Below are 21,739 nucleotides of genomic sequence, written 5' to 3'. Positions count from 1 at the left end.
CGCCTTTATTAACCCCCGGCGGTTAATAAAGGCGCACAGCAGTTGCTCAACCGAACAGCGGCCGGGAGTCGATCTTTCTCGACGCGGCCCCTGACGCGCGCCATGCCTTCGCTGTCAGATCGGCGTCGGCGTCGGTGACGAGGTTTCCCATCACCCGAACGGCGACCGTCATCAGTGCCCGCGAGCGCATCGCAATCGGACCCGACGCGGGCAGGAACTGCGGAACCGTCAGCAGCCCTGCGAGTCGGCGCGCGACCGAGAACGCCTGCCCGTAATGCTCCCGCAGCACCTTCGGCCACAGCTGCGTCAGATCGTCCGCGCCGAGCTGTTCGATCACCAAACGTCCGCCTTCGAGGCCGTAGTCGATGCCCTCACCGTTGAGCGGGTTCACGCACGCTGCGGCGTCACCGATCACGGCCCAGTTGCGTCCGGCGATGTTGGAGACGGCGCCGCCCATGGGAAGCAAAGCCGAAGCGACGGAATGTATTTCGCTGCTCCACTGCCACTCGCTTCGGCGCTGATCGGTGTAGAGGTCGAGCAAAGGTCGCAGGGCACCTGGTGCCGGACGTTTGGACGTCGCCAGTGTCCCGACCCCGATGTTCACCTCGCCGGTACCGAGCGGGAAGATCCAGCCGTACCCCGCCTGCAACGTGCCCTCCGCGTCCCGCAGCTCCAGATGCGAGGTGATCCACGGGTCGGCGCTGCGCGGCGTCGCGACATACGCGCGTGCTGCGACGCCGTACGCGGTGTCCCGGTGCCACTGCCGTCCCAGCTTCTTGCCGAGCGTCGAGCGAACGCCGTCGGCGATGATCAGCGTCCGACAGCGAAGGGTGCTGCGTCCCGAGGGGCCGGCGAGTACGACGGCGGCTACTCGATCGCCGTCGAGTTCGACGTCCACTGCCTTGGTGCCCTCGACCATGACCGCGCCGGATTCGACGGCACACCGGCGAATGGCGTCGTCGAGTTCGGTGCGGGGGATCGCACTGCCGATCGGCGGGAACGACGTCCCCGGCCACTCGAGTTCGAGTTCTTGTCCGAAGCCGGACAACCGCAGGCCCTTGTTCGTCGTATGTGACCGAACCCACTCGCCGAGGCCGAGGAGATCCAGTTCGGCTACGGCGCGCGGAGTGAGTCCATCACCACAAGTCTTGTCTCGCGGGAAGACGGCAGCGTCCACCAGAACGACGTCTCGGCCGCTGCGGGCGGCCCATGCCGCGGCCGAAGAACCCGCGGGACCTGCGCCGATGACCACAATGTCGGTTTCGGTCGGAAGCGAATCGACGACGGGGGACTGCTCATCTACGGACACACTCACATCTTCCCAGGCTCGCGATCGCCACCGTGGCGAGGCCGTCCCGAGTGCGAACCGCTAGGTTCACTACCGTGGGAACCGAGCCGTCACTGACGACAGGAATGGGTACTGACATCGTGAGCACCGAAAAGACTGCTGCCGACGCAACCGCATCGAGCACCGTCGTTGCAGGCATCGATCTGGGCGACGAACAGCTCGCCGCAGTAGTGCGTGGTGGACTCTCCGATGTCGAGGAGTTGTTGGTCAGCGAGCTGTCCGACGGCGAAGACTTCCTCACCGAGGCCGCGCTGCACCTCGCGCGAGCCGGTGGAAAGCGCTTCCGTCCGTTGTTCACGATCCTGACCGCGCAGCTCGGACCGGTGCCGAACGATCCGTCGATCATCACCGCAGCGACCGTCACCGAACTCGTTCACCTCGCGACGCTCTATCACGACGACGTCATGGACGAGGCGTCCATGCGCCGCGGGGCACCCAGCGCCAATGCCCGCTGGGGCAACAGCGTGGCGATCCTGGCCGGCGACTACTTGTTCGCGCACGCGTCACGACTGGTGTCGACGCTCGGACCAGAAGCAGTTCGGATCATCGCCGAAACCTTCGCCGAGCTGGTCACCGGCCAGATGCGCGAGACGATCGGCGTCAAGAAGGAGCAGGATCCGGTCGAGCATTACCTCAAGGTCGTGTGGGAGAAGACCGGTTCGCTGATCGCTGCCTCGGGACGCTTCGGCGGCACCTTCTCCGGCGCCGACGCAGCCCACATCGAGCGCCTCGAGCGCCTGGGTGATGCCGTCGGCACCGCGTTCCAGATCTCCGACGACATCATCGACATCTCGTCCGTCTCGGCGCAGTCCGGCAAGACGCCCGGCACCGACCTGCGTGAGGGCGTCCACACCCTGCCCGTCCTGTACGCATTCCGCGAAGAAGGGGCCGACGCAGATCGTCTGCGCGAGCTGCTCGCGGGCCCGGTAACCGAAGACGCCCTGGTAGAAGAAGCCCTCGAACTGCTCGAGCGTTCGCCGGGCATGGTCAAGGCGAAGGCAAAGCTGGGCGAGTACGCCGTCGCAGCCAAGGCTCAGTTGGCCGAACTGCCCCAGGGGCCTGCAAACGAAGCGCTGGTGCGTCTCGTGGACTACACGATCGAACGAGTCGGCTGACACCTCGACGAATCGGGGCTTCCGGGGGGAAACCCCGACGAGCGCTGGGTGGGAACCCTGATGGCCCTGTCCTTCGTTGACTGAACAGAACCGGTGCATACGCCGGGGAGTTCGGGTGAGCCTTCGGCTCCGGCGAGGCAAGAGGTGAGCGGTTTGCACGGCTACGCGAACGGTGCGAAGACATTCGGGTTGTTGGTGGGGATGTCGGCGCTGATCGTCTTCATCGGCTCGCTGTTCGGCAGCCCGGTGCTTCTGTGGGGATCCGTTCTCTTTGCCGTCGGCATGAATGCCTACGTGTACTTCAACAGTGACAAACTCGCGCTCCGATCGATGCGCGCCCAGCCCATCACAGAGGTCGAAGCACCGGCGATCTACCGCATCGTGCGCGAACTCGCCACGACGGCGCACCAACCGATGCCCCGGCTGTACATCAGCCCCACGAACGCCCCGAATGCGTTCGCCACCGGTCGTAACCCCCGTCACGCCGCCGTGTGCGTGACCAGCGGCATCATGCAGATCTTGAACGAACGCGAATTGCGGGCCGTGCTCGGGCACGAACTCTCCCACGTCTACAACCGAGACATTCTGATCTCGTCTGTCGCCGGCGCGATGGCCAGCGTCATCTCGGGCCTGGCCAACTTCGCGATGTACGCGAGCATCTTCGGCGGGCGAGGGAACGGGCAGGGAAGCAATCCGATCGCGCTGCTGCTCGTCTCCCTACTGGGACCGATCGCGGCAACCGTGGTCAAGCTGGCCGTCTCGCGCTCTCGCGAGTACCAGGCGGATCAATCGGGAGCCGAGCTCACCGGTGACCCGTTGGCGTTGGCGTCGGCGCTGCGCAAGCTCGAGTCGGGCGTCGCGGCCGCGCCGTTGCCGCCCGAGCCGAAGCTCGCGGCCCAGTCCCACCTGATGATCGCCAACCCCTTCAGGGCGGGGGACAAGGTGAGCAAGCTGTTCTCGACGCATCCGCCCATGGCGGACCGGATCGAGCGGTTGGAGAAGATGGCCGGGATGTAGGGCCTTCGGCCCCTGTGCGCGGTTAGGTAGTCCCAGGACTCCTTAACCGCGCACAGGGGCGCAGCCCCTACTACCGGTAGTTCACGAACTGCAGGGCGATCCCGAAGTCCTCACCCTTGAGCAGGGAGATGACACCCTGGAGGTCGTCGCGCTTCTTGCTGCTCACCCGAAGCTCTTCACCCTGGATCTGCGCCTTGACGCCCTTGGGACCCTCGTCGCGGATCTTCTTGGTGATCTTTTTCGCGTTCTCGCTGGTGATGCCCTGGACCAAGGTTCCGGACAGCTTGTAGATCTTTCCGGACTGCGCCGGCTCGCCGGCATCGAATGCCTTCAGCGAGATGTCACGACGGATCAGCTTCTCCTTGAACACGTCGAGGGCGGCCAGCAGTCGCTCCTCGGTGTCGGCGTTCAACGTGATCGTCTCTTCACCAGACCACTCGATCGACGCTCCCGTGTTTCGGAAGTCGAAACGCGTGGTCAACTCCTTGGCAGCCTGATGCAGAGCGTTGTCCACCTCTTGACGGTCTACTTTGCTCACCACGTCGAAGGACGAATCAGCCACTTCACACTCCCGCTTTCCGGTAGTTCACGAACATCGAGTTCCGCCCACCTTCCATACCGGTGGACACCTCGACGTTATCGGGTCGGCACCGCCCGTTACCACCCGGTTTGCAAAATGGGGGTGTGTTCGTTGTATTCTTCTCACCGCACCGAGGAAGCCGTTTTCGGCCGCCGCACGTCGCGATATACTTGCGAATGCGCCGGATCGAAGCCTGGTGCAAGCACGGCAGATTGCCCGAGCGGCCAATGGGAGCGGACTGTAAATCCGTCGGCTTATGCCTACGTAGGTTCGAATCCTACATCTGCCACACCAAGTCAGCCCCGATTCTCTTTCCGAGAATCGGGGCTGACTTTTTTGTGCTTGTTCCGATGTCGGCGGATGGCACGTGACGCGTACCTGCTGCGGCTCGGGGAGGACTCCGGGGGAGTGCGGGGCCAAGTTGGTTCTCGCAAATCCCTCGCCACAGGCCCCGATCGGTGCAAGAATGGGCTCCGGCACCATTTTTGCCCCGATGACCAGCGGATTTGGTGCTGGCGCTCGTTCGTGTGTAATCTTTCGGAGGCTTCAAGAGAGCGGCAACGCACTCCTGAGCCACGCCCCCTTAGCTCAGTCGGTAGAGCGTTTCCATGGTAAGGAAAAGGTCAACGGTTCGATTCCGTTAGGGGGCTCGCTGGATTGTGGTGCCGTGCTTTCCGCGCGACACTCGACACCGAGGCGGTGTAGCTCAGTTGGTAGAGCAAACGACTCATAATCGTTGCGTCGCCGGTTCAAGTCCGGTCACCGCTACACAATATGCATGATCCACCCTGATTGCTCGTAATCAGATACACCCGAAAGAAGGCATCCCGTGGCCTCCTCGACCGACGTTCGGCCCAAGATCACCTTGGCCTGCGAGGTATGCAAGCACCGCAACTACATCACCAAGAAGAATCGGCGCAACGACCCCGATCGCCTGGAGCTCAAGAAGTTCTGCCCCAACTGCGGAACCCACCAGTCGCACCGCGAGTCGAAGTAGTAAGTCCTTAACCGGACGACGATTTTCGCGGAAGACCCTCTCCGGGCCTGCGTCTTCGGGTCCTAGCTAGAAGAGAGTCTCACCGCGTGACAGATTTGCAAGAGAACCAGGCAGCGGCCGAGGTCCCTACGGACCCGGCCGCTCATGCCGTCCAGATGGTCGGTCATCACTATCGTGTCGAAGACTTCTACGAGGTCGGACGCGAGAAGGTGCGCGAGTTCGCTCGCGCCGTCCAGGACGCGCATCCCGCGCACTACGACGAGTCGGCAGCCAAAGGCCTCGGATACGACGGTCTTATCGCTCCCATCACTTTTGTCGCAATCGTGGGTGCCATTGCTCAGCGACGTCTGTTCGAAGAGATCGTCACTGGCTACGACTTGAGTCAGATTCTTCAGACCGATCAGCGTTTGGTGCTGCACAAGCCCATGCAGGTCGGTGACCGACTCTTCTGCGATGTCTTCCTGGATTCGTTCAGGCAGGCCGCAGGTAGCGACATCATCGTGACCAAGAACATCATCACCGATCAGAACGACGAGGCAGTTGTCACCACGTGGACAACGCTTGTCGCTCGAACCGGTGGGGAAGTGGACGAGAACATCGCCCACGCAGTCAAGGACGTGATGATGCATGTCGCTTCGTAAATTCTCCGACGTGAGTGTCGGCGAACTTCTCCCCGAGAAGTCCGTGACTCTGACACGCGGAAACCTCGCCAACTATGCCGGTGTCTCGGGAGATCCGAACCCGATTCACTTCAGCGACGAGGTTGCACGACTTGCCGGCTTGCCGGACGTGGTTGCGCACGGCATGCTCTCCATGGGCATCGGTGCCGGTTACGTCACCGAATGGCTGGGAGATCCGGGCGCAGTGACCGAGTACAACGTACGGTTCACGAGCCCGGTCATCGTGGCGGCCGACAAGGCTGCCGAGATCGATTTCACCGCCAAGGTGAAGTCGGTCGACGAAGAAAGCAAGACCGCAGTACTGGCAATCGTGGCCAAGTCCGAAGGTAAGAAGATCTTCGGTCGTGCCACTGCCACGGTCCGTCTAGCCTGATCGCAGGGCGGATTGTGTTTGTTCCGGGGCTTTGAAGTACACTGAGATTTCTGGGATTCCTCAGCGCTGCGCGCTGCCCTGAATGTTGCAAAGCATTCACCTCGGGTAGCGCGTATGTTGTGTGATCGCAGAACGGTTGATTCAGGCAGGGTCTACCTGTCGAGGTCAACCAAAGGGGCGTAGCTCAACTGGCAGAGCAGCGGTCTCCAAAACCGCAGGTTGCAGGTTCAAGTCCTGTCGCCCCTGCCCCCGGATGCCAGCGACTGAGAGGAACGACGTGAGCGAGGAGCGCGCCAAGCGCGACGCCGACACTTCGGATGCGGAGACTTCACCGTCTGCCGATTCGACCGGTGTCGACGACACTGCAGCTGACGCGACTACGCGTTCCGATCTGTCGCTGGACAAGGACGGTGCCGACGAGGCCCCCTCCGCATCCAGTGGGGTTTCCAACAAGCCGACCGGCAAGCGCGCTGCACGCGGCGCCTCGGTCAGCGCGTCCACCGTGAAGACTCCGGCACGGACGGCATCCCGGACATCATCGGCCAAGCCGACTGCAACGAACCCCGGCAAGAAGCCCAAGGCGAAGAAAGACAACATCTTCAAGCGCCTGCGCAAATTCTTCCGCGAGGTCATCGCAGAACTCCGTAAGGTCATCTGGCCGAACCGCAAGCAGATGATCACCTACACCAGCGTCGTGCTGACGTTCGTGGTCTTCATGGTCGCTTTCATCAGCGGCGTCGATATCGCTGTGATCAAGGGTGTCACCTGGCTGTTCGGCTGATCGCCGTAGCAGTCGGGCGTCTTTGCCTGCGAGCGCGACAAGACCCGACCCGGGTCCGAGTAACGAGAGGAAGCGAGTGCCCCAGTGAGCACCCCCGAGAACGACACGAATGAGGCTTTGGCCGAAGAGCGTGTTTCTGCCGAGGCGGCAGCCGAAGTAGACGTCGTGGTTGCCGAAGGCACCGATGCAGACGTTGCCGAAGGCACCGATGCAGACGCTGCCGACACTGCAGCGACCGAGGACGTCATCTCCGACGATGCCGAGAACTCCGACGAGGCCGCTCCCGCCGCCGAACTCGAGGTCGAGGATCCCGTTGCCGAACTCAAGGCTGCGCTGCGCCGCGCCCCGGGTGACTGGTACGTCATCCACTCGTACGCCGGTTACGAGAACAAGGTCAAGACCAACCTCGAGACTCGCGTTCAGAACCTCGACGTCGGTGACTACATCTTCCAGGTGGAAGTTCCCACCGAAGAGGTCACCGAGATCAAGAACGGCCAGCGCAAGCAGGTCAACCGCAAGGTTCTGCCCGGATACATCCTCGTTCGCATGGAGCTCAACGACGAGTCGTGGGGCGCAGTGCGCAACACGCCTGGTGTCACCGGTTTTGTCGGTGCCACGTCGCGTCCCTCGCCGCTGACCCTCAACGAGGTCGTCAAGTTCCTGCTCCCGCAGCAGGAGCAGAAGAAGCAGCAGGCTGCAGCGGCCGCCGTCGCAGCAGGCGAGGCACCGTCCGAGTCCTTCGGCAAGCCCCTCATCGAGGTCGACTTCGAGGTCGGCGAGTCGGTCACCGTCATGGACGGTCCGTTCGCAACCCTTCCGGCCAGCATCAGCGAGGTCAACGGCGAGCAGCAGAAGCTCAAGGTTCTCGTGTCGATCTTCGGTCGTGAAACCCCGGTTGAGCTCAACTTCAACCAGGTCGCGAAGATCTGACCACCCCAAAACTTGCAATTTGTTCGACGCAAGACACACACCCAAGCTAGAAACTAGGAACTAGAGATGCCCCCAAAGAAGAAGAAGCTCGCCGGGCTCATCAAGCTGCAGATCCAGGCAGGTCAGGCTAACCCTGCACCTCCCGTGGGTCCCGCGCTCGGTCAGCACGGCGTGAACATCATGGAGTTCTGCAAGGCCTACAACGCGGCGACTGAGTCCCAGCGCGGCAACGTTGTGCCGGTCGAGATCTCGGTCTACGAAGACCGGACCTTCGATTTCAAGCTGAAGACCCCTCCCGCCGCCAAGCTGCTCCTCAAGGCAGCCGGCGTCGCCAAGGGCTCCGGCGAACCGCACAAGACCAAGGTTGCCTCGGTGACCATGGATCAGGTGCGCGAAATCGCGAAGACCAAGGCTGAAGACCTCAATGCCAATGACATCGAGCAGGCCGCGAAGATCATCGCCGGCACCGCTCGCTCCATGGGCATCACGGTCCAGGGCTAGTAGCCCGCTCCACAGCATTACGTGGGAGGGCCGGCCAGGCCCCGACCACAACTGAACCATTCACCACTGCACCAAGTAACTCACTGCAGTGATAAGTAAGGACAGAACAAATGGCAAAGCGCAGCAAGGCGTACCTCGCCGCCGCTGAGAAGATCGACGCAGACAAGCTCTACAGCCCGCTTCAGGCTGCAAAGCTCGCCAAGGAGACGTCGTCCACCAAGATGGATGCAACCGTTGAGGTTGCAGTTCGTCTGGGCGTCGACCCCCGTAAGGCTGACCAGATGGTCCGCGGAACGGTCAACCTGCCCCACGGCACCGGTAAGACCGCTCGCGTCATCGTGTTCGCTGTTGGCGAGAAGGCAGCAGAAGCAGAGGCTGCAGGCGCTGACGTAGTCGGTGCAGAAGACCTGATCGAGCGCATCCAGGGTGGATGGGTCGATTTCGACGCCGCAATCGCGACTCCTGATCAGATGGCCAAGGTCGGCCGCATCGCCCGTGTCCTCGGACCGCGTGGCCTGATGCCGAACCCGAAGACGGGCACCGTCACGGCGGATGTCACCAAGGCTGTCAACGACATCAAGGGCGGAAAGATCAACTTCCGCGTCGACAAGCAGGCCAACCTGCACTTCGTCATCGGCAAGGCATCGTTCGACGATGAGAAGCTGGTGGAGAACTACGGCGCAGCCCTGGACGAGATCCTGCGTGCGAAGCCCTCGTCGGCCAAGGGCCGCTACGTGAAGAAGATCACGGTCTCGACCACCACCGGTCCGGGCATCCCGGTGGATCCGAACCGTACGCGCAACCTCCTCGAGGATGCTGCAGACGCGTAAGCAGTCCGCATACGAACAAGAAGGCCGGCAGGGATCACTCCCTGCCGGCCTTCCTGTCTGTTTCGGGAGGGGAGTGATCCCCGCCGGTGGTATCGGTCCAGCGGTGGTATCGATCTAGCGGTGGCATCATCGGGTGTATGCACGAAGCGTTCCAGTTCCTCGGAAATTTCTGGTGGCTGCTGTTCGTTTTCGGCGGCACCATCGGTGGGGCGCTGAAAGGTGTCGCGGTTGCCAACGAAAGGCGGATCGAGCGTCGGCAGGAGCGTTTCCGGCTCAAACAGCAGACCAAGGTCGCCATCGCGCAAGCCAACGCACAACATCACGCCGACGAAGACACGCAGCGTCGCGAGCTGGTGAAAGCCGTCGAACAGCACGACGAAGTCGACGCAAGATGGTTCTCGTACGAGCTCGACCCGGTCACGCTGCTCGACACCCCGATGATGACGGACATGCGCGAGCCGTTGACCGCCGATTTTCATCGAGCCAAATATCGTGCCGATCTCCTCCGACCAGGCAATCCGGAGACGATGATCGGTAACGAGCAGGCACAAACCGAGTACCGCGAGTCGGTGCACGCTTACGCGATCGCCTTCGAAATCGCGGAAGCGGAAGCCAAACGCCGCCGACGCAGCGGCTTCACCCTCGTCGAACAAGAGCGTCTGGTACGAGCGCAGCGTCTGTTGCGACTGGCCATGGACGAGGGCGCGACGCCGCAGGAACGTCAGAGCGCGTACAGGAAGGCACACAAGGAACTCGAAGGACTGCTTGTCTTGCCGGATCGTGCTCGGGCGGAGATCGAACACAAGATCGCCAGGGCCATAGGTGCGTGAAGAAGCGGGGCGTGAAGAACCGGGCGCCCGCCGACGCCGATTTGGATTTCCGGAGAGCTGTCGGGTAGTCTTCGACGCGGAGTTCAGTGCTGGATATGAACTTCACCCCAAAATCATGTTCTACCCAAGACCGTTGGTGATTGCGCTCAGTGATGAGTGTGGTTGAAAGTCCGGGAGTGCCCGGCGGCCCACGTAGGTGAACGAGGTAGGGGGATAGCTTGATGTAGTGGTTCTACAGTTTGCCTGGTTATGCACTGCTTTGCGTTGCATCGTTACGCTGATTCGTAAGCCTCTTCTTCATGTTTCCTCTGTACGCCCCGTGCGCTTGCGCCGGGGCGTTTTGCATGTCGCGGGTTGTGTCTTCTCGGGTTCATCCCCGATGAGGTGCAGCGGTTCCTGAGTGGGACAACGACGCTCACGAGAGGAGGCGAAGTATGGCAAAGCCTGAGAAGGTTTCCGCAGTTGCGGAAATCACCGAGCAGTTCAAGGGTTCGACCGCCGCTGTGGTCACGGAATACCGTGGCCTTTCGGTTGGCAACATCACGACACTGCGACGCGCTCTCGGAGAAGGTGCCACCTACTCCGTCGCCAAGAACACCCTGGTCAAGCGTGCCGCCGCAGAGGCCGGCATCGAGGGCCTTGATGACCTGTTCGTTGGTCCGACCGCCATTGCATTCATCAAGGGCGAACCGGTCGACGCTGCGAAGGCTCTGAAGAACTTCGCTAAGGACAACAAGGCGCTCATCATCAAGGGCGGCTACATGGACGGCGCTGCGCTGTCCGTGGAAGAGGTCAACAAGATCGCGGATCTCGAATCCCGCGAAATCCTGTTGGCAAAGCTTGCCGGCGCGATGAAGGGCAACTTGGCAAAGGCCGCAGGCCTGTTCAATGCTCCCGCTTCGCAGTTTGCCCGTTTGGCTGCTGCACTGCAGGAGAAGAAGGCCGCAGAAGGCGGAGCCGCAGAGGCCCCCGCAGAGGCTGCCACCGAGGCTCCGGCCGAGGCCGAAGCCGAAAGCTGATCCGCACCCGCGCATCACTGCTATAACCCCGCCCGGTCGCGGATCAGCGACATGGGACTTACAGGAAGGACCGCCACAATGGCGAAGCTCAGCACCGAAGAGTTGTTGGACCAGTTCAAGGAGCTCACCCTCCTCGAGCTCTCGGAGTTCGTTAAGGCATTCGAGGAGACCTTCGAGGTCACCGCTGCTGCTCCCGTCGCCGTCGCCGCTGCAGGCGCACCGGCTGCCGGTGCAGAAGCTGCTGAAGAGCAGGACGAGTTCGACGTCGTCCTCGAGTCGGCTGGCGACAAGAAGATCCAGGTCATCAAGGTCGTCCGTGAGGTCGTCTCCGGCCTCGGCCTGAAGGAAGCCAAGGACCTCGTCGAGAGCGCTCCGAAGGCCATCCTCGAGAAGGTTGCCAAGGACGCCGCAGAGGCTGCCAAGGAAAAGCTCGAAGCTGCCGGCGCAAAGATCGTCATCAAGTAAGACGGTTTTCCCGCTGCTCTTCGCGAGTAGTAACGAAGAGGGCCACTCCCCACGGGGAGTGGCCCTCTTTTTTTGAACTTTTTTCGCGGGCGATATGTCGGAATCCATGCAGGTGGGAGGGGTGTCCGAACTAGGCTGTGACCTGAATTATGCTTCTTCCCTACTCGTTAGTAGTATTCGCAGTCACGGGTACCACTCCCATGCGATAGAGTGACCCAACCCACACGGGTGCATGCATGCAACGGACGTCGCGGAGGTAATGGTGGGAGTCGAGGTAGCGGTACAAGGACTGACAAAGTCTTTCGGGTCGCAGAGGATTTGGCAGGACGTGTCGTTGACACTTCCCGCGGGTGAGGTCAGTGCACTGCTCGGGCCTTCGGGTACCGGTAAGTCGGTGTTCCTGAAGTCCCTGATCGGACTGCTCCGCCCTGAACAAGGCTCCATCGTCATCGACGGCACGGACATCCTGCAGTGCTCCTCCAAGGAGCTCTACGAGATCCGCAAACTGTTCGGCGTTCTGTTCCAGGACGGCGCTCTGTTCGGCTCGATGAACTTGTACGACAACATCGCCTTCCCGCTTCGTGAGCACACCAAGAAGTCGGAATCCGATATTCGCAAGATCGTGATGGAGAAGTTGGACCTCACCGGTCTGGTCGGCGCCGAGGACAAGCTCCCCGGCGAGATCTCCGGCGGTATGCGCAAGCGTGCCGGTCTGGCGCGTGCACTCGTTCTCGACCCCGAGATCATCCTCGTCGACGAGCCGGACTCCGGTCTGGACCCGGTGCGTACGACGTACATCAGCCAGACACTGATCGACATCAACGCGCAGTCCGACGCCACGATTCTGATCGTCTCGCACAACATCAACCTCGCGCGCACGGTGCCGGACAACATCGGCATGCTCTTCCGTCGCCAGTTGGTGATGTTCGGTCCTCGTGAGGTTCTGCTCACGTCGGACGAACCCGTCGTCAAGCAGTTCCTAAACGGAACGATGATCGGTCCGATCGGTATGTCGGAGGAGAAGGACGAGGCGCAGATGGCGCACGAGCAGGCGCTCGTCGACGCCGGTCACCACGCTGGTGGTGTCGACGACGTCGAGGGCATCGTGCCGCAGATGAAGGCCACCCCCGGAAACCCGGAGCGTCAGGCTGTTCGTCGTCGCCAGGAGCGCGTCCGCCAGATCATGCACACCCTCCCAGCTAACGCTCAGGCGGCAATTCAGGACAGCCTGGACGAGGTTGACGGAACTGGGCAGTACGATCCCCAGTACGCCGAAGCGAGCGGCTATCAGGGGGAGTGGAACGACAGCTCGCAAGACACGCAGGTCATTCCTGCATACGAGGGCGATCCCTACGGAAACACGACACACGGGCAAGGGTAGGCATATCGGATGGGGGTTACCCGCAACTCGGTTCTGAGTCCGGTCAACGGAGCATTAACTCAGGCCGGAAACATCGTCGAACTGTTTGTCGACGTCGTCAGGAATACGTTCCGGCGTCCATTTCAGTTCCGTGAGTTCATCGAGCAGGCCTGGTTCATCGCCAGCGTGACGATTTTGCCGACGGCATTGGTAGCCATTCCTTTCGGCGCCGTCGTCTCACTGCAGACCGGTTCGCTGATCAAGCAGTTGGGTGCAGAATCGTTCACCGGCGCGGCCAGCGTCCTGGCGGTGATCCAGCAGGGTAGCCCTCTGGTGACAGCGTTGCTGGTCGCCGGTGCGGCCGGATCGGCCGTGACGGCCGACCTCGGTTCACGAACCATCCGCGAAGAGATCGACGCGATGGAAGTCCTCGGAATCAATCCGATTCAGCGCCTGGTGGTTCCGCGAGTACTCGCGATGGTGCTGATCGCTGTACTGCTCAACGGGCTGGTGTCCGTGGTCGGTATCGCGGGCGGCTACTTCTTCAACGTGATCCTGCAGGGCGGTAACCCCGGTGCCTACATCTCGTCGTTCTCAGCTTTTGCGCAGCTACCGGACATTTGGAGCGGTGAGATCAAAGCCGCGGTGTTCGGTGTCATCGCAGGTGTGATCTCCGCGTACAAGGGACTTCACCCGTCCGGTGGCCCCAAGGGCGTCGGTGAGGCGGTGAACCAGGCCGTCGTCATCACGTTCCTGCTGTTGTTCTTCGCCAATCTGATTCTGACGATGGTGTACCTCCAGATCGTGCCGGCGAAGGGATCTTGACCTAAATGACCATCGCACGAGGCCGCGGCGATCAGTTCCTGCTGAAGAGCCGCAAAGTTGCCAAGATTCCATTGAACGCGTTGGACCGCGCGGGCGAGCAGATGTCGTTCTACGCGCGCGCAATCGCGTGGACTCCGCGCACCCTGCACCGGTACCGGAAGGAGACGCTTCGGCTGCTCGCCGAAGTGACGTTCGGTAGCGGTGCGCTCGCAGTCATCGGCGGAACGATCGGCGTCATCGCGATGATGTCGGGATTCACCGGTGTCGTCGTCGGTCTGCAGGGCTTCGCCGCCCTCGAGCAGTTGGGTAGCTCGGTTCTGACCGGCTTCCTCTCCGCCTACGTCAACACCCGTGAGATCGCTCCGATCGTTGCGGCCCTCGCGCTCTCGGCCACGGTGGGTTGTGGATTCACAGCTCAGCTCGGTGCCATGCGAATCTCCGAGGAGATCGACGCACTCGAGGTCATGGCGGTGCCTTCGGTGCCGTTCCTGGTCACGACGCGCATGATCGCAGGCTTCGTCGCCGTCATCCCGCTGTACATCGTGGGTCTGCTTGCGGCGTACCTCGCCTCGAGAGTGATCAGTACCGTGTTCAACGGGCAGTCGACGGGCTCGTACGACCACTACTTCAACCTGTTCCTGCCACCGCAGGACGTGCTGTACTCGTTTGCGAAAGTCCTGGTCTTCGCCTTCGTGCTGATCCTGATCCACTGCTACTACGGTTTCCACGCCTCGGGTGGTCCCGCAGGCGTTGGCGTGGCCGTCGGCCGCGCTGTTCGCGCCGCCATCGTGACGATCGCCGTTCTCGACTTCTTCCTCAGCCTCGCAATCTGGGGCACCACGACGACAGTGAGGGTGGCCGGATGATCGAGGCTCCGTCAGTCCTGCGCCGCCGTGTGCTCGGACTCGTGTTCTTCGTGGTGTTGGCCTTGTTCCTGGCCTTCACCATCGGAACTTTCAACAAGACGTTCAAGGACGTCGTGAAGATCGACCTCGTGACCGACACCGTCGGAAATGCTTTGCCGCCCAACGCGGACGTCAAGGTCCGTGGGCTGCTGGTGGGCGAGGTGCGATCCGCGTCGACGAAAGACGGCCAGGTCACGTCAGTCCTCGCGATCGAACCGGACAAGGCTGATCTGATTCCGTCCAACGTCACGGCGCGTCTGCTTCCGAAGACGCTTTTCGGTGAGCGATACGTCTCCCTGATCATTCCGGAGGGAACCACCGCGACCCCGATTTCCGCGGGAACGGTTATTCACCAGGACAAGAGCGGCAACGCTGTCGAGGTCGGTGACGTTCTGGACGGGCTGCTCCCACTCCTGCAGGCCATTCCGCCGCAGGATCTGGCGAACACTCTCGGGTCCCTCGCTCAGGGCCTGACGGGACGCGGTGCCGAGCTCGGTTTGACCGTCGATCGTCTCGAAGAGATCTTCCGCGGCGTCAACACCGAACTACCTGCCGTGCAAGAGGATCTGCGTAAGTTCGCGGACTTCTCCCAGACGTACTCGGACGCTGCGCCCGATCTGGTCAACGCTCTCGACAATCTGCGGACCACGGGTAACACGGTGGTGCAGAAGCAGGATCAGTTGCGGACACTACTGGCGTCGCTCACCGCGACCTCGTCGAACACAGCAGCATTCCTCGAGACGAACTCGTCCTCGATCATCACGCTCGCTGCGGATTCGACCGAAGCGCTCCAGCTGCTGGCGCAGTACTCGCCGACCTTCGGGTGCACGTTCAAGGGCTTCTCGGACACTGCACCGGAAGCGGCCAAGATTCTGTCCACCGACGCGCCCAATCCTGGTGTGCGTGCGAGTATTCAGATCGTGAACCCCAAGGGCCGCTACCTGCCCAACCAGGACGAGCCCCGGCTCGTCGACAACCGCGGCCCGGTTTGCTACGACAACGTCACCGAGCCCGGCCGCCCGTTCCCGCAGTACCCCGGCGGGTCGTACGGTGACGGTTCCTACCAGGTGCCGTCCCGCAACCCAGGACCCGCGACCATGGAATTCCTGCCCGCGCCCGAGGGCTCCGGACCGCAGCTCTTCTCGACCAACAACAGTGGTCCTGCACAGCAGGCCGGCTACGCGGGCTCGCGACTCGAAGAGGATACGTTGAAGGTGATCTACGGACAGGCCAACGGTGTTGCGCCGGACGACGTTCCGGCGTGGACCACAATGGTCAGTGCTCCGGCATTCGCCGGTGCGGAGGTGAGCGTCCAATGAGAGGACTCGCAGCTCCGCTGACAAAGCTCATCATCTTCGTGGTGGTCACCGTCCTGGCGACAGGATTGCTGGCGGCCAGTATCGCCAACCTCGGAGGCGGTGGCGGTACCAAGTTCAACGCCGTCTTCTCCGACGTCACCTCGCTGAACGAGGGCGACGAGGTACGCATTGCCGGAGTTCGTGTCGGGCAGGTCGAGAAGATCGCCATCGTCAACGACAACCAGGCCGAGGTGCAGTTCTCGGTGTCCGACCGTGATTGGTTGCCGGCGAGTTCAATCGCCACGATCCGGTTCCGCAACCTGGTGGGGCAGCGGTACATCTCGCTTTCACAAGGTGAAGGTAGCCAGGGCAAGAAGATCACCGGCGGCGACACCTTGCCGTTGGCGCAGACGCGTCCGGCGGTCAACCTCACGACGCTCTTCAACGGCTTCAAGCCGCTGTTCACTACTCTGAGCGCCGACGACGTCAACAAGCTGTCGTACCAGATTATCCAGGTCTTCCAGGGTGAGTCGGGCACCATCAGCGAGCTCGTACGCAACACCGCGAGCCTGACCAACACCGTTGCCGACAAGGACGCTGTCATCGGCGCGGTGATCAAGAACCTCAACGACGTTCTCGACACCGTCAACGCGAATGACAAGAACCTCGATTCGCTGATCGTCAACACCCAGCAACTGGTCACCGGGTTAGCCAACGAGCGTGGTGTGGTCGGTTCGGCCGTCACCTCACTCGCCGGCCTCACCGACGCGACGGCCGATCTGCTCAAGCCGACGCGGCCGTCGATCCAGGGCTCGATCACGGCACTCAACACCTTGGCGACCACACTCAACCGTCGTAGTGACGACGTGAATGCGGTGCTCGAGACCTTGCCGGTCAAGCTCGACAAGCTCGCGCGCGTCGCGAGTTACGGTTCCTGGTTCCAGTTCTACCTGTGTGGAATCGACATCGTCGCCGGTCCCGGACAGTCTGCGTCGCTGAATCTGCCCACCGGCCTGCCGACGGTCAACCAGCCGATCTACACCAACGCGGCCACGCGATGCACTCAAGACGGTATGAGGGAGTTGCAAGGTCGATGAGTAAACGTCGCAGTCCGGCAATGGCCGGAGCCATCGGTATTTTCGTGGTGCTCTTGGCCACTTTGTCAGCGTTCTTCCTCGATTCGCTTCCGTTCGTAGGGGCAGGCTCGTCCTACTCCGCGGAGTTCTCCGAAGCCGCCGGGCTCAAGCCCGGCAACGAGGTTCGTATCGCCGGTGTGAAGGTCGGAAAGGTCACCTCCGTCGATCTCGACGGAGATCGTGTACTTGTCGATTTCAAGGTCAGCGACGCGTGGGTCGGCGATCAAACTTCGGCGTCCATCCAGATCAAGACGATTCTGGGGCAGAAGTACCTCGCACTCGATCCGCGCGGAACCGACAACCTCGATCCCAAGGACCGGATTCCGCTCGAGCGCACCACGTCTCCGTATGACGTCGTTCAGGCTTTCTCGGCCGCGGCGGACACGGTCGGCGACATCGACACCGACCAGTTGGCGAAGAGCATGGAGACGTTGTCCCAAGCCTTCTCCGAGACACCTGGCGACGTGCGAGCCTCGCTCGACGGTGTCAGCCGGTTGTCCCAGACGATCGCGAGCCGCGATCAGGACTTGCAGAAGCTTTTCGACGCGACCGGGAAGACGTCCCAGATCCTTGCTGATCGCAACAAGGAATTCACGCAGCTCATCCGAGACGGCGGACTTCTGGTGCAGGAGCTCAACAATCGTCAGCAGGCGATTTCGCAGTTGCTCACCGGAACTCAGCGAGTCTCGCAGCAGCTCACCGGTCTCGTTCGCGACAACGAGGCGGCAATCGGGCCGGCGTTGACGCAGCTCAACGGCGTCATCGACATCTTGAAGGCCAATAACGAGAACTTGGACAAGGCACTGAAGCTCTACGAACCCTTCATTCGGCTGTACGCCAACGTGGTCGGCAACGGCCGTTGGTTCGACCAGGTCGTCGTGAACCTCCTTCCGCCGGGTCTGCCGGATATTCCGGGCTACCGTGACCCCGTTCGTACGTTGGGAGGCAACTGATGGCTGACACTGCCGAAGCCGGAAGCGGCTCCAAGAAGCGTTCGGTCGCGATCATCGCCGCTGTTCTGATCGGGTTACTCGTCATCGGTGGCGCACTGTGGTGGGTGTTCACGCGCGCCGGAACCACCAAGATCACCGCCTACTTCGACAAGTCGGTGGGTATCTACGACGGTTCCGACGTTCGTGTTCTCGGTGTCAAGGTCGGCACCGTCGAATCCGTCGAACCTCAGGGAGATCAGGTCAAGGTCGAGTTGCGTGTCGATCGTGGGATCGACATCCCCGCCGGCGCCAGCGCCGCACAGATCACTCCTTCGGTGGTTGCCGACCGTTACATCCAGTTGACTCCGGTCTTCACCGGCGGCGACAAGATGTCCAGCGGTGCAGTCATTCCGCTCGAGAAGACGGCGACGCCCGTCGAGGTCGACCAGTTGTACTCCAGCATCGACGAACTCGCGTCGGCACTCGGTCCCGAAGGTGCCAACAAGAACGGTGCGCTGTCCGATTTCGTCGAGACCGGCGCGGCCAACCTCGAAGGCAACGGTGAAGCGTTGGGGGACAGCATCACCAACCTCTCGGATGCCGCACGGACGCTGAACGATTCGCGTGACAACATCTCGCTCACCATCAAGAACCTGGATACTTTCGTGGGCGCTCTCGCGGCCAACGATCAGCAGGTGCGCCAGTTCAACACGCAGTTGTCGGACCTGACCGGATTCCTGGCAGGTGAGCGCGACGATCTCGGTGCCGCTCTGAACCAGCTCTCGATTGCGCTCGGCGACGTCGCGAAGTTCGTGGCCGACAACCGCGATCAACTGGTCCAGACAACCGAGGGTCTCGTCGAACCGACACAGACATTGGCGAACAACAAGGAAGCCCTGGCCAACACGCTCACCATGCTTCCGTTGGCGATCTCCAACCTGGTCAACTCGTACGACGCCGAATCAGGTGTGCTCGCTTCACGTCTGGCGTTCCCTGATCTTCAGAACCCGGCCGGAGTGCTCTGCAAGTTGATGGACCTCGGCAAACTATTGCCCGGTGATCCGCGGTTCGAGGCGTTGGGACGGCAGATGCAACCGGCCATCGACCAGTGCGCAAACGTCGCAGCGATGACCGACGCGGCCAATCAGGCTGCAGGCCTGAACCTTCCCTTCGGCATCCTTGCCGGTTCCGATCGGCAGATGCAGGTAGTTCCGGGCACTGTGCCCGGCGTCGTGTCACCGCGACTGACCAGTGGAAACGGGGAGGGCGAGTGAAGCGTTCATTGATAGTCGGCGCCGGATTGTGCGCTGTCCTGATCTCGGCAACCGCCTGCTCGTCCGAGGGTATCTACGCGGTCCCGCTTCCCGGCGGTCCTGATGTGGGCTCGGATCCGATGCACTTGACCATTCAGTTCGACGATGTCCTGGACCTTGTTCCGCAGTCTGCCGTGAAGGTCGACGGCGTTCCTGTCGGTCGCGTCGACGACGTGTCGGTCGGACCGGACGGATGGACAGCAGATGTCGGTATCATCCTCGACTCGTCGGTTGATCTGCCCGCCAATGCAATTGCCGCGGTCGAGCAGACGAACCTGCTCGGCGAGAAGTTCATCCAACTGTCAGCCCCGCCGTCAGGACCGGACTCTGCGAAGCTGGCCGACGGCGATCTGATTCCGCTCGATCGCACCCGGCACGCCACCGAGATCGAGCAGGTTCTCGGTGCGTTGTCGCTGCTCCTCAACGGCGGCGGTGTCGGCCAGTTGCAGCCCATCGTCGAAGAACTCGGGGCCGCGTTCGACGGCCGCGAAGGCAAGACGAGGAGTCTGCTGGAGCAGGCGAACACTCTCATCGGTGGACTCAACGAGCAGCGTGACGACATCACCCGCGCGCTCGACGGACTCGACGTGCTGTCGAGTCGAGTCAACGATCAGAACGAGAAGATCGGCAAGATTCTCGAGGAACTGCCCGTTGCGACACAGGTTCTCAACGAGCAGCGTCCGCAGTTGACGCAGATGCTCGCTCAGGTGGATCGACTCGGAACAGTGGGAACCGACGTTCTCACGCAGTCGAAGGACGATCTGATCGCTGATCTTCAGGCCCTTCGTCCGACGCTGCAGGCGCTCGCGGACTCCGGTGACGACTTCGTCGGGGCACTTCCTTTCCTCCCGACCTTCCCGTTCCCGGACGGTGTCGAGAAGATTGCGCAGGGTGGTTCGGTGAACCTCTTCCTGAGTGTCGACCTGCAGATCGGCAATACTCTCTCGGGTCTTGGTGTCGGACAGGGTGAACCGGAATACCGTCAGCCGAAGTTCGGCAATCCCAAGCCGGTAGTCGATCCGTCCAACCCGTATTACAACGGCAACGGACCGCGGCCGGGTTGGCCGACGGTGTCACTGCTGCCGATCGCTCCGATCCTGCCGCAGATCCCCGTCGTCGCCGGTCTTCCCGCGACAACGGCCGGTGACCCGGCAACCCCCGCTCCGGCGGCGGATCCGCTCAACCCCATCCAGGGAATGCTGGAACAGTTCGGAATCGGTGGTGATGGACAGTGAGATCAGCTCTGGTCAAATGGCAGCTAGTCGGCTTTGTCTTGGTTGCGCTTCTGGGTCTCATCTACGTCGGTGCCAAGTACGTGCGTCTGGACAACCTCATGGGGTTCGGGCAGTACACGGTCAAGACCGAATTGGCCACGTCCGGTGGAATTTTCACCAACGCCGAAGTGACGTATCGCGGCGTTCCGGTCGGCCGAGTGGGCGACATGTCGTTGACCGAGGACGGAATTCAGGTCGACCTGAAGATCGACAACAGTGCTCCGGAGATTCCCTCGTCGGCCCGTGCCGTTGTGGCTAACCGCTCCGCCATCGGTGAGCAGTACGTCGATCTTCAGCCCGATACCGATCAGGGACCTTTCCTCGAGGACGGGTCGGTGATTGCGGTGGGGGACACCACAACTCCGATCCCGATCGAGGATGTGTTGACCAGTGCAAACGGCTTGGTCAAGTCCGTGCCGGTCGACGCACTCCACACCGTTGCCGTCGAACTCGGTGCTGCGTTCAACGGCAAGGGTGAGGACATTCAGGTCCTGGCCGATTCGTTGTCCGGTCTCTCACAGTCCGGTCTCGACACTCTGCCTCAGACACTCGCGCTGATTCGCAACAGTGAGACGGTTCTGACGACGCAGTCGGATCAGTCCTCCGCGATCAAGCAGTTCAGTACCGATCTCGACGCTGTCACGGCGCAGTTGCGCACCAGCGACCCGGACATTCGACGTTTGATCGACAACGGCATTCCGGCCAGCGATCAGATCGGTGCCCTCATCGACGAGGGCGGTCCGAGCCTGACGACCGACCTGACCAATCTGGCGGCCACTACCAAGACACTTGCGCCGCGAACGATCGCGCTGCAGCCGTTCCTGATCTTCCTTCCTGGCCTTGCCGCTGCCGCACCGACGGTTGCTCCCGGCGACGGAACGGTCCATCAGGGCTTGGTGCTGGAGACCAACAATCCGCTCTCGTGCACGGTGGGTTACGAAGGCACGATGGCGATCCTGGACGACATGAAGCGTCAGAATCCCAATTTCGACGACACCCAGCAGGATTTCCCGCTCAACACCGCGGCGTCGTGTGAGGTGCCGTTGGGCAGCGAGACGGGTGTCCGTAGTGCCAACCGTGTGATCTACGCAGACCCCGACACGATCCAGCCTTGGGACTTCAAGCCGAAGGTCGATCCGGACAAGTTGAACCTCAACCCGATCGCGACGCAGTTGGCGCCGATGCTCGGAGTGACACCGAAGTAGACCGATCCGAATGTGATCGAGTTTG

Annotated in this window: 23 protein-coding genes and 4 tRNA genes; 25 read left to right on the top strand and 2 right to left on the bottom strand. The window is 61.9% G+C overall.

The window, feature by feature from the left end; translation table 11 throughout:
- Window positions 1–46: 46 nt before the first annotated feature.
- Window positions 47–1,309 carry a geranylgeranyl reductase family protein gene (locus ACFQ6H_RS27950; protein ID WP_378650088.1) on the bottom strand — a complete coding sequence of 421 codons (1,263 nt, stop codon included), beginning with the start codon at window positions 1,307–1,309 and terminating at the stop codon, window positions 47–49.
- A gap of 104 nt (window positions 1,310–1,413) precedes the next feature.
- Here ACFQ6H_RS27950 and ACFQ6H_RS27945 point away from each other — a divergent pair, with 104 nt between their 5' ends.
- Complete coding sequence (locus ACFQ6H_RS27945; protein WP_037129929.1) at window positions 1,414–2,463, top strand: polyprenyl synthetase family protein; 1,050 nt, start codon at window positions 1,414–1,416, stop codon at window positions 2,461–2,463.
- 153 nt (window positions 2,464–2,616) lie between these two features.
- Window positions 2,617–3,480 carry a zinc metalloprotease HtpX gene (gene htpX, locus ACFQ6H_RS27940; protein ID WP_283305153.1) on the top strand — a complete coding sequence of 288 codons (864 nt, stop codon included), beginning with the start codon at window positions 2,617–2,619 and terminating at the stop codon, window positions 3,478–3,480.
- A gap of 70 nt (window positions 3,481–3,550) precedes the next feature.
- Here the strand turns inward: htpX and ACFQ6H_RS27935 are convergent, their stop codons facing one another.
- Entirely contained in the window at window positions 3,551–4,042 is a 492-nt protein-coding gene (locus tag ACFQ6H_RS27935) for a YajQ family cyclic di-GMP-binding protein (RefSeq protein WP_283305038.1), read from the bottom strand.
- 224 nt (window positions 4,043–4,266) lie between these two features.
- Between ACFQ6H_RS27935 and ACFQ6H_RS27930 the strand changes: the two genes are divergently transcribed.
- The 23 genes from ACFQ6H_RS27930 to ACFQ6H_RS27820 all read left to right on the top strand — a co-directional run bounded on the left by ACFQ6H_RS27930 (window position 4,267) and on the right by ACFQ6H_RS27820 (window position 21,714).
- Window positions 4,267–4,349 (top strand) — tRNA-Tyr (locus tag ACFQ6H_RS27930).
- A 288-nt stretch (window positions 4,350–4,637) separates the two neighbouring features.
- Window positions 4,638–4,710 (top strand) — tRNA-Thr (locus ACFQ6H_RS27925).
- 45 nt (window positions 4,711–4,755) lie between these two features.
- A tRNA-Met gene (locus tag ACFQ6H_RS27920) sits at window positions 4,756–4,828 on the top strand.
- 61 nt (window positions 4,829–4,889) lie between these two features.
- Window positions 4,890–5,057: a 50S ribosomal protein L33 gene (gene rpmG / locus ACFQ6H_RS27915; protein ID WP_003941903.1), complete on the top strand. Its 168-nt coding sequence runs from the start codon at window positions 4,890–4,892 to the stop codon at window positions 5,055–5,057.
- 86 nt (window positions 5,058–5,143) lie between these two features.
- Window positions 5,144–5,698 (top strand): (3R)-hydroxyacyl-ACP dehydratase subunit HadA, encoded by a 555-nt coding sequence (gene hadA, locus ACFQ6H_RS27910; RefSeq protein WP_019744315.1) that lies wholly within the window; start codon window positions 5,144–5,146, stop codon window positions 5,696–5,698.
- Entirely contained in the window at window positions 5,685–6,110 is a 426-nt protein-coding gene (hadB, locus tag ACFQ6H_RS27905) for a (3R)-hydroxyacyl-ACP dehydratase subunit HadB (protein WP_230812146.1), read from the top strand. Before hadA ends, hadB begins: the two co-directional genes overlap by 14 nt.
- A 173-nt stretch (window positions 6,111–6,283) precedes the next feature.
- Window positions 6,284–6,356 (top strand) — tRNA-Trp (locus ACFQ6H_RS27900).
- A 31-nt stretch (window positions 6,357–6,387) separates the two neighbouring features.
- Window positions 6,388–6,891, top strand: a complete 504-nt coding sequence (gene secE, locus ACFQ6H_RS27895; protein WP_378537637.1) for a preprotein translocase subunit SecE — start codon at window positions 6,388–6,390, stop codon at window positions 6,889–6,891.
- Between the two features lie 84 nt (window positions 6,892–6,975).
- Complete coding sequence (nusG, locus tag ACFQ6H_RS27890) at window positions 6,976–7,821, top strand: transcription termination/antitermination protein NusG (protein ID WP_378650086.1); 846 nt, start codon at window positions 6,976–6,978, stop codon at window positions 7,819–7,821.
- Window positions 7,822–7,887: 66 nt separating this feature from the next.
- Window positions 7,888–8,322, top strand: coding sequence for a 50S ribosomal protein L11 (gene rplK / locus ACFQ6H_RS27885; RefSeq protein WP_003941896.1), 435 nt, complete (start codon window positions 7,888–7,890; stop codon window positions 8,320–8,322).
- Window positions 8,323–8,432: 110 nt separating this feature from the next.
- Window positions 8,433–9,152 (top strand): 50S ribosomal protein L1, encoded by a 720-nt coding sequence (gene rplA, locus ACFQ6H_RS27880; protein ID WP_003941982.1) that lies wholly within the window; start codon window positions 8,433–8,435, stop codon window positions 9,150–9,152.
- A gap of 137 nt (window positions 9,153–9,289) precedes the next feature.
- Window positions 9,290–9,982, top strand: coding sequence for a hypothetical protein (locus tag ACFQ6H_RS27875; protein ID WP_378650084.1), 693 nt, complete (start codon window positions 9,290–9,292; stop codon window positions 9,980–9,982).
- 434 nt (window positions 9,983–10,416) lie between these two features.
- Window positions 10,417–11,001, top strand: coding sequence for a 50S ribosomal protein L10 (gene rplJ / locus ACFQ6H_RS27870; protein WP_378447180.1), 585 nt, complete (start codon window positions 10,417–10,419; stop codon window positions 10,999–11,001).
- Window positions 11,002–11,079: 78 nt separating this feature from the next.
- Complete coding sequence (rplL, locus tag ACFQ6H_RS27865; protein ID WP_003941857.1) at window positions 11,080–11,466, top strand: 50S ribosomal protein L7/L12; 387 nt, start codon at window positions 11,080–11,082, stop codon at window positions 11,464–11,466.
- 259 nt (window positions 11,467–11,725) lie between these two features.
- On the top strand, window positions 11,726–12,847 hold the full coding sequence (locus tag ACFQ6H_RS27860; RefSeq protein ID WP_378650090.1) for an ABC transporter ATP-binding protein: 1,122 nt from the start codon (window positions 11,726–11,728) through the stop codon (window positions 12,845–12,847).
- Between the two features lie 9 nt (window positions 12,848–12,856).
- On the top strand, window positions 12,857–13,651 hold the full coding sequence (locus ACFQ6H_RS27855; protein ID WP_003942038.1) for an ABC transporter permease: 795 nt from the start codon (window positions 12,857–12,859) through the stop codon (window positions 13,649–13,651).
- Window positions 13,652–13,656: 5 nt separating this feature from the next.
- On the top strand, window positions 13,657–14,517 hold the full coding sequence (locus ACFQ6H_RS27850; RefSeq protein ID WP_230812149.1) for an ABC transporter permease: 861 nt from the start codon (window positions 13,657–13,659) through the stop codon (window positions 14,515–14,517).
- Window positions 14,514–15,875, top strand: coding sequence for an MCE family protein (locus tag ACFQ6H_RS27845; protein ID WP_230812150.1), 1,362 nt, complete (start codon window positions 14,514–14,516; stop codon window positions 15,873–15,875). The genes ACFQ6H_RS27850 and ACFQ6H_RS27845 overlap by 4 nt, the downstream gene beginning before the upstream one ends.
- A complete protein-coding gene (locus tag ACFQ6H_RS27840) occupies window positions 15,872–16,951 on the top strand; it encodes an MCE family protein (RefSeq protein WP_378650082.1) in 1,080 nt (359 codons plus the stop codon). The genes ACFQ6H_RS27845 and ACFQ6H_RS27840 overlap by 4 nt, the downstream gene beginning before the upstream one ends.
- Entirely contained in the window at window positions 16,948–17,943 is a 996-nt protein-coding gene (locus ACFQ6H_RS27835; RefSeq protein ID WP_230812152.1) for an MCE family protein, read from the top strand. Before ACFQ6H_RS27840 ends, ACFQ6H_RS27835 begins: the two co-directional genes overlap by 4 nt.
- A complete protein-coding gene (locus ACFQ6H_RS27830; protein WP_378650080.1) occupies window positions 17,943–19,196 on the top strand; it encodes an MCE family protein in 1,254 nt (417 codons plus the stop codon). The genes ACFQ6H_RS27835 and ACFQ6H_RS27830 overlap by 1 nt, the downstream gene beginning before the upstream one ends.
- Window positions 19,193–20,470 carry an MCE family protein gene (locus ACFQ6H_RS27825; protein ID WP_378447184.1) on the top strand — a complete coding sequence of 426 codons (1,278 nt, stop codon included), beginning with the start codon at window positions 19,193–19,195 and terminating at the stop codon, window positions 20,468–20,470. Before ACFQ6H_RS27830 ends, ACFQ6H_RS27825 begins: the two co-directional genes overlap by 4 nt.
- Window positions 20,467–21,714, top strand: a complete 1,248-nt coding sequence (locus ACFQ6H_RS27820) for an MCE family protein (RefSeq protein ID WP_378650078.1) — start codon at window positions 20,467–20,469, stop codon at window positions 21,712–21,714. The genes ACFQ6H_RS27825 and ACFQ6H_RS27820 overlap by 4 nt, the downstream gene beginning before the upstream one ends.
- Window positions 21,715–21,739 lie beyond the last annotated feature (25 nt).

It is taken from the genome of Rhodococcus sp. NPDC056506 (assembly GCF_042794945.1).
In the GTDB taxonomy this organism is placed as follows: domain Bacteria; phylum Actinomycetota; class Actinomycetes; order Mycobacteriales; family Mycobacteriaceae; genus Rhodococcus_F.
Note: the sequence above shows the minus strand (reverse complement) of the source record. Positions and strands in the feature narration are given on the sequence as shown.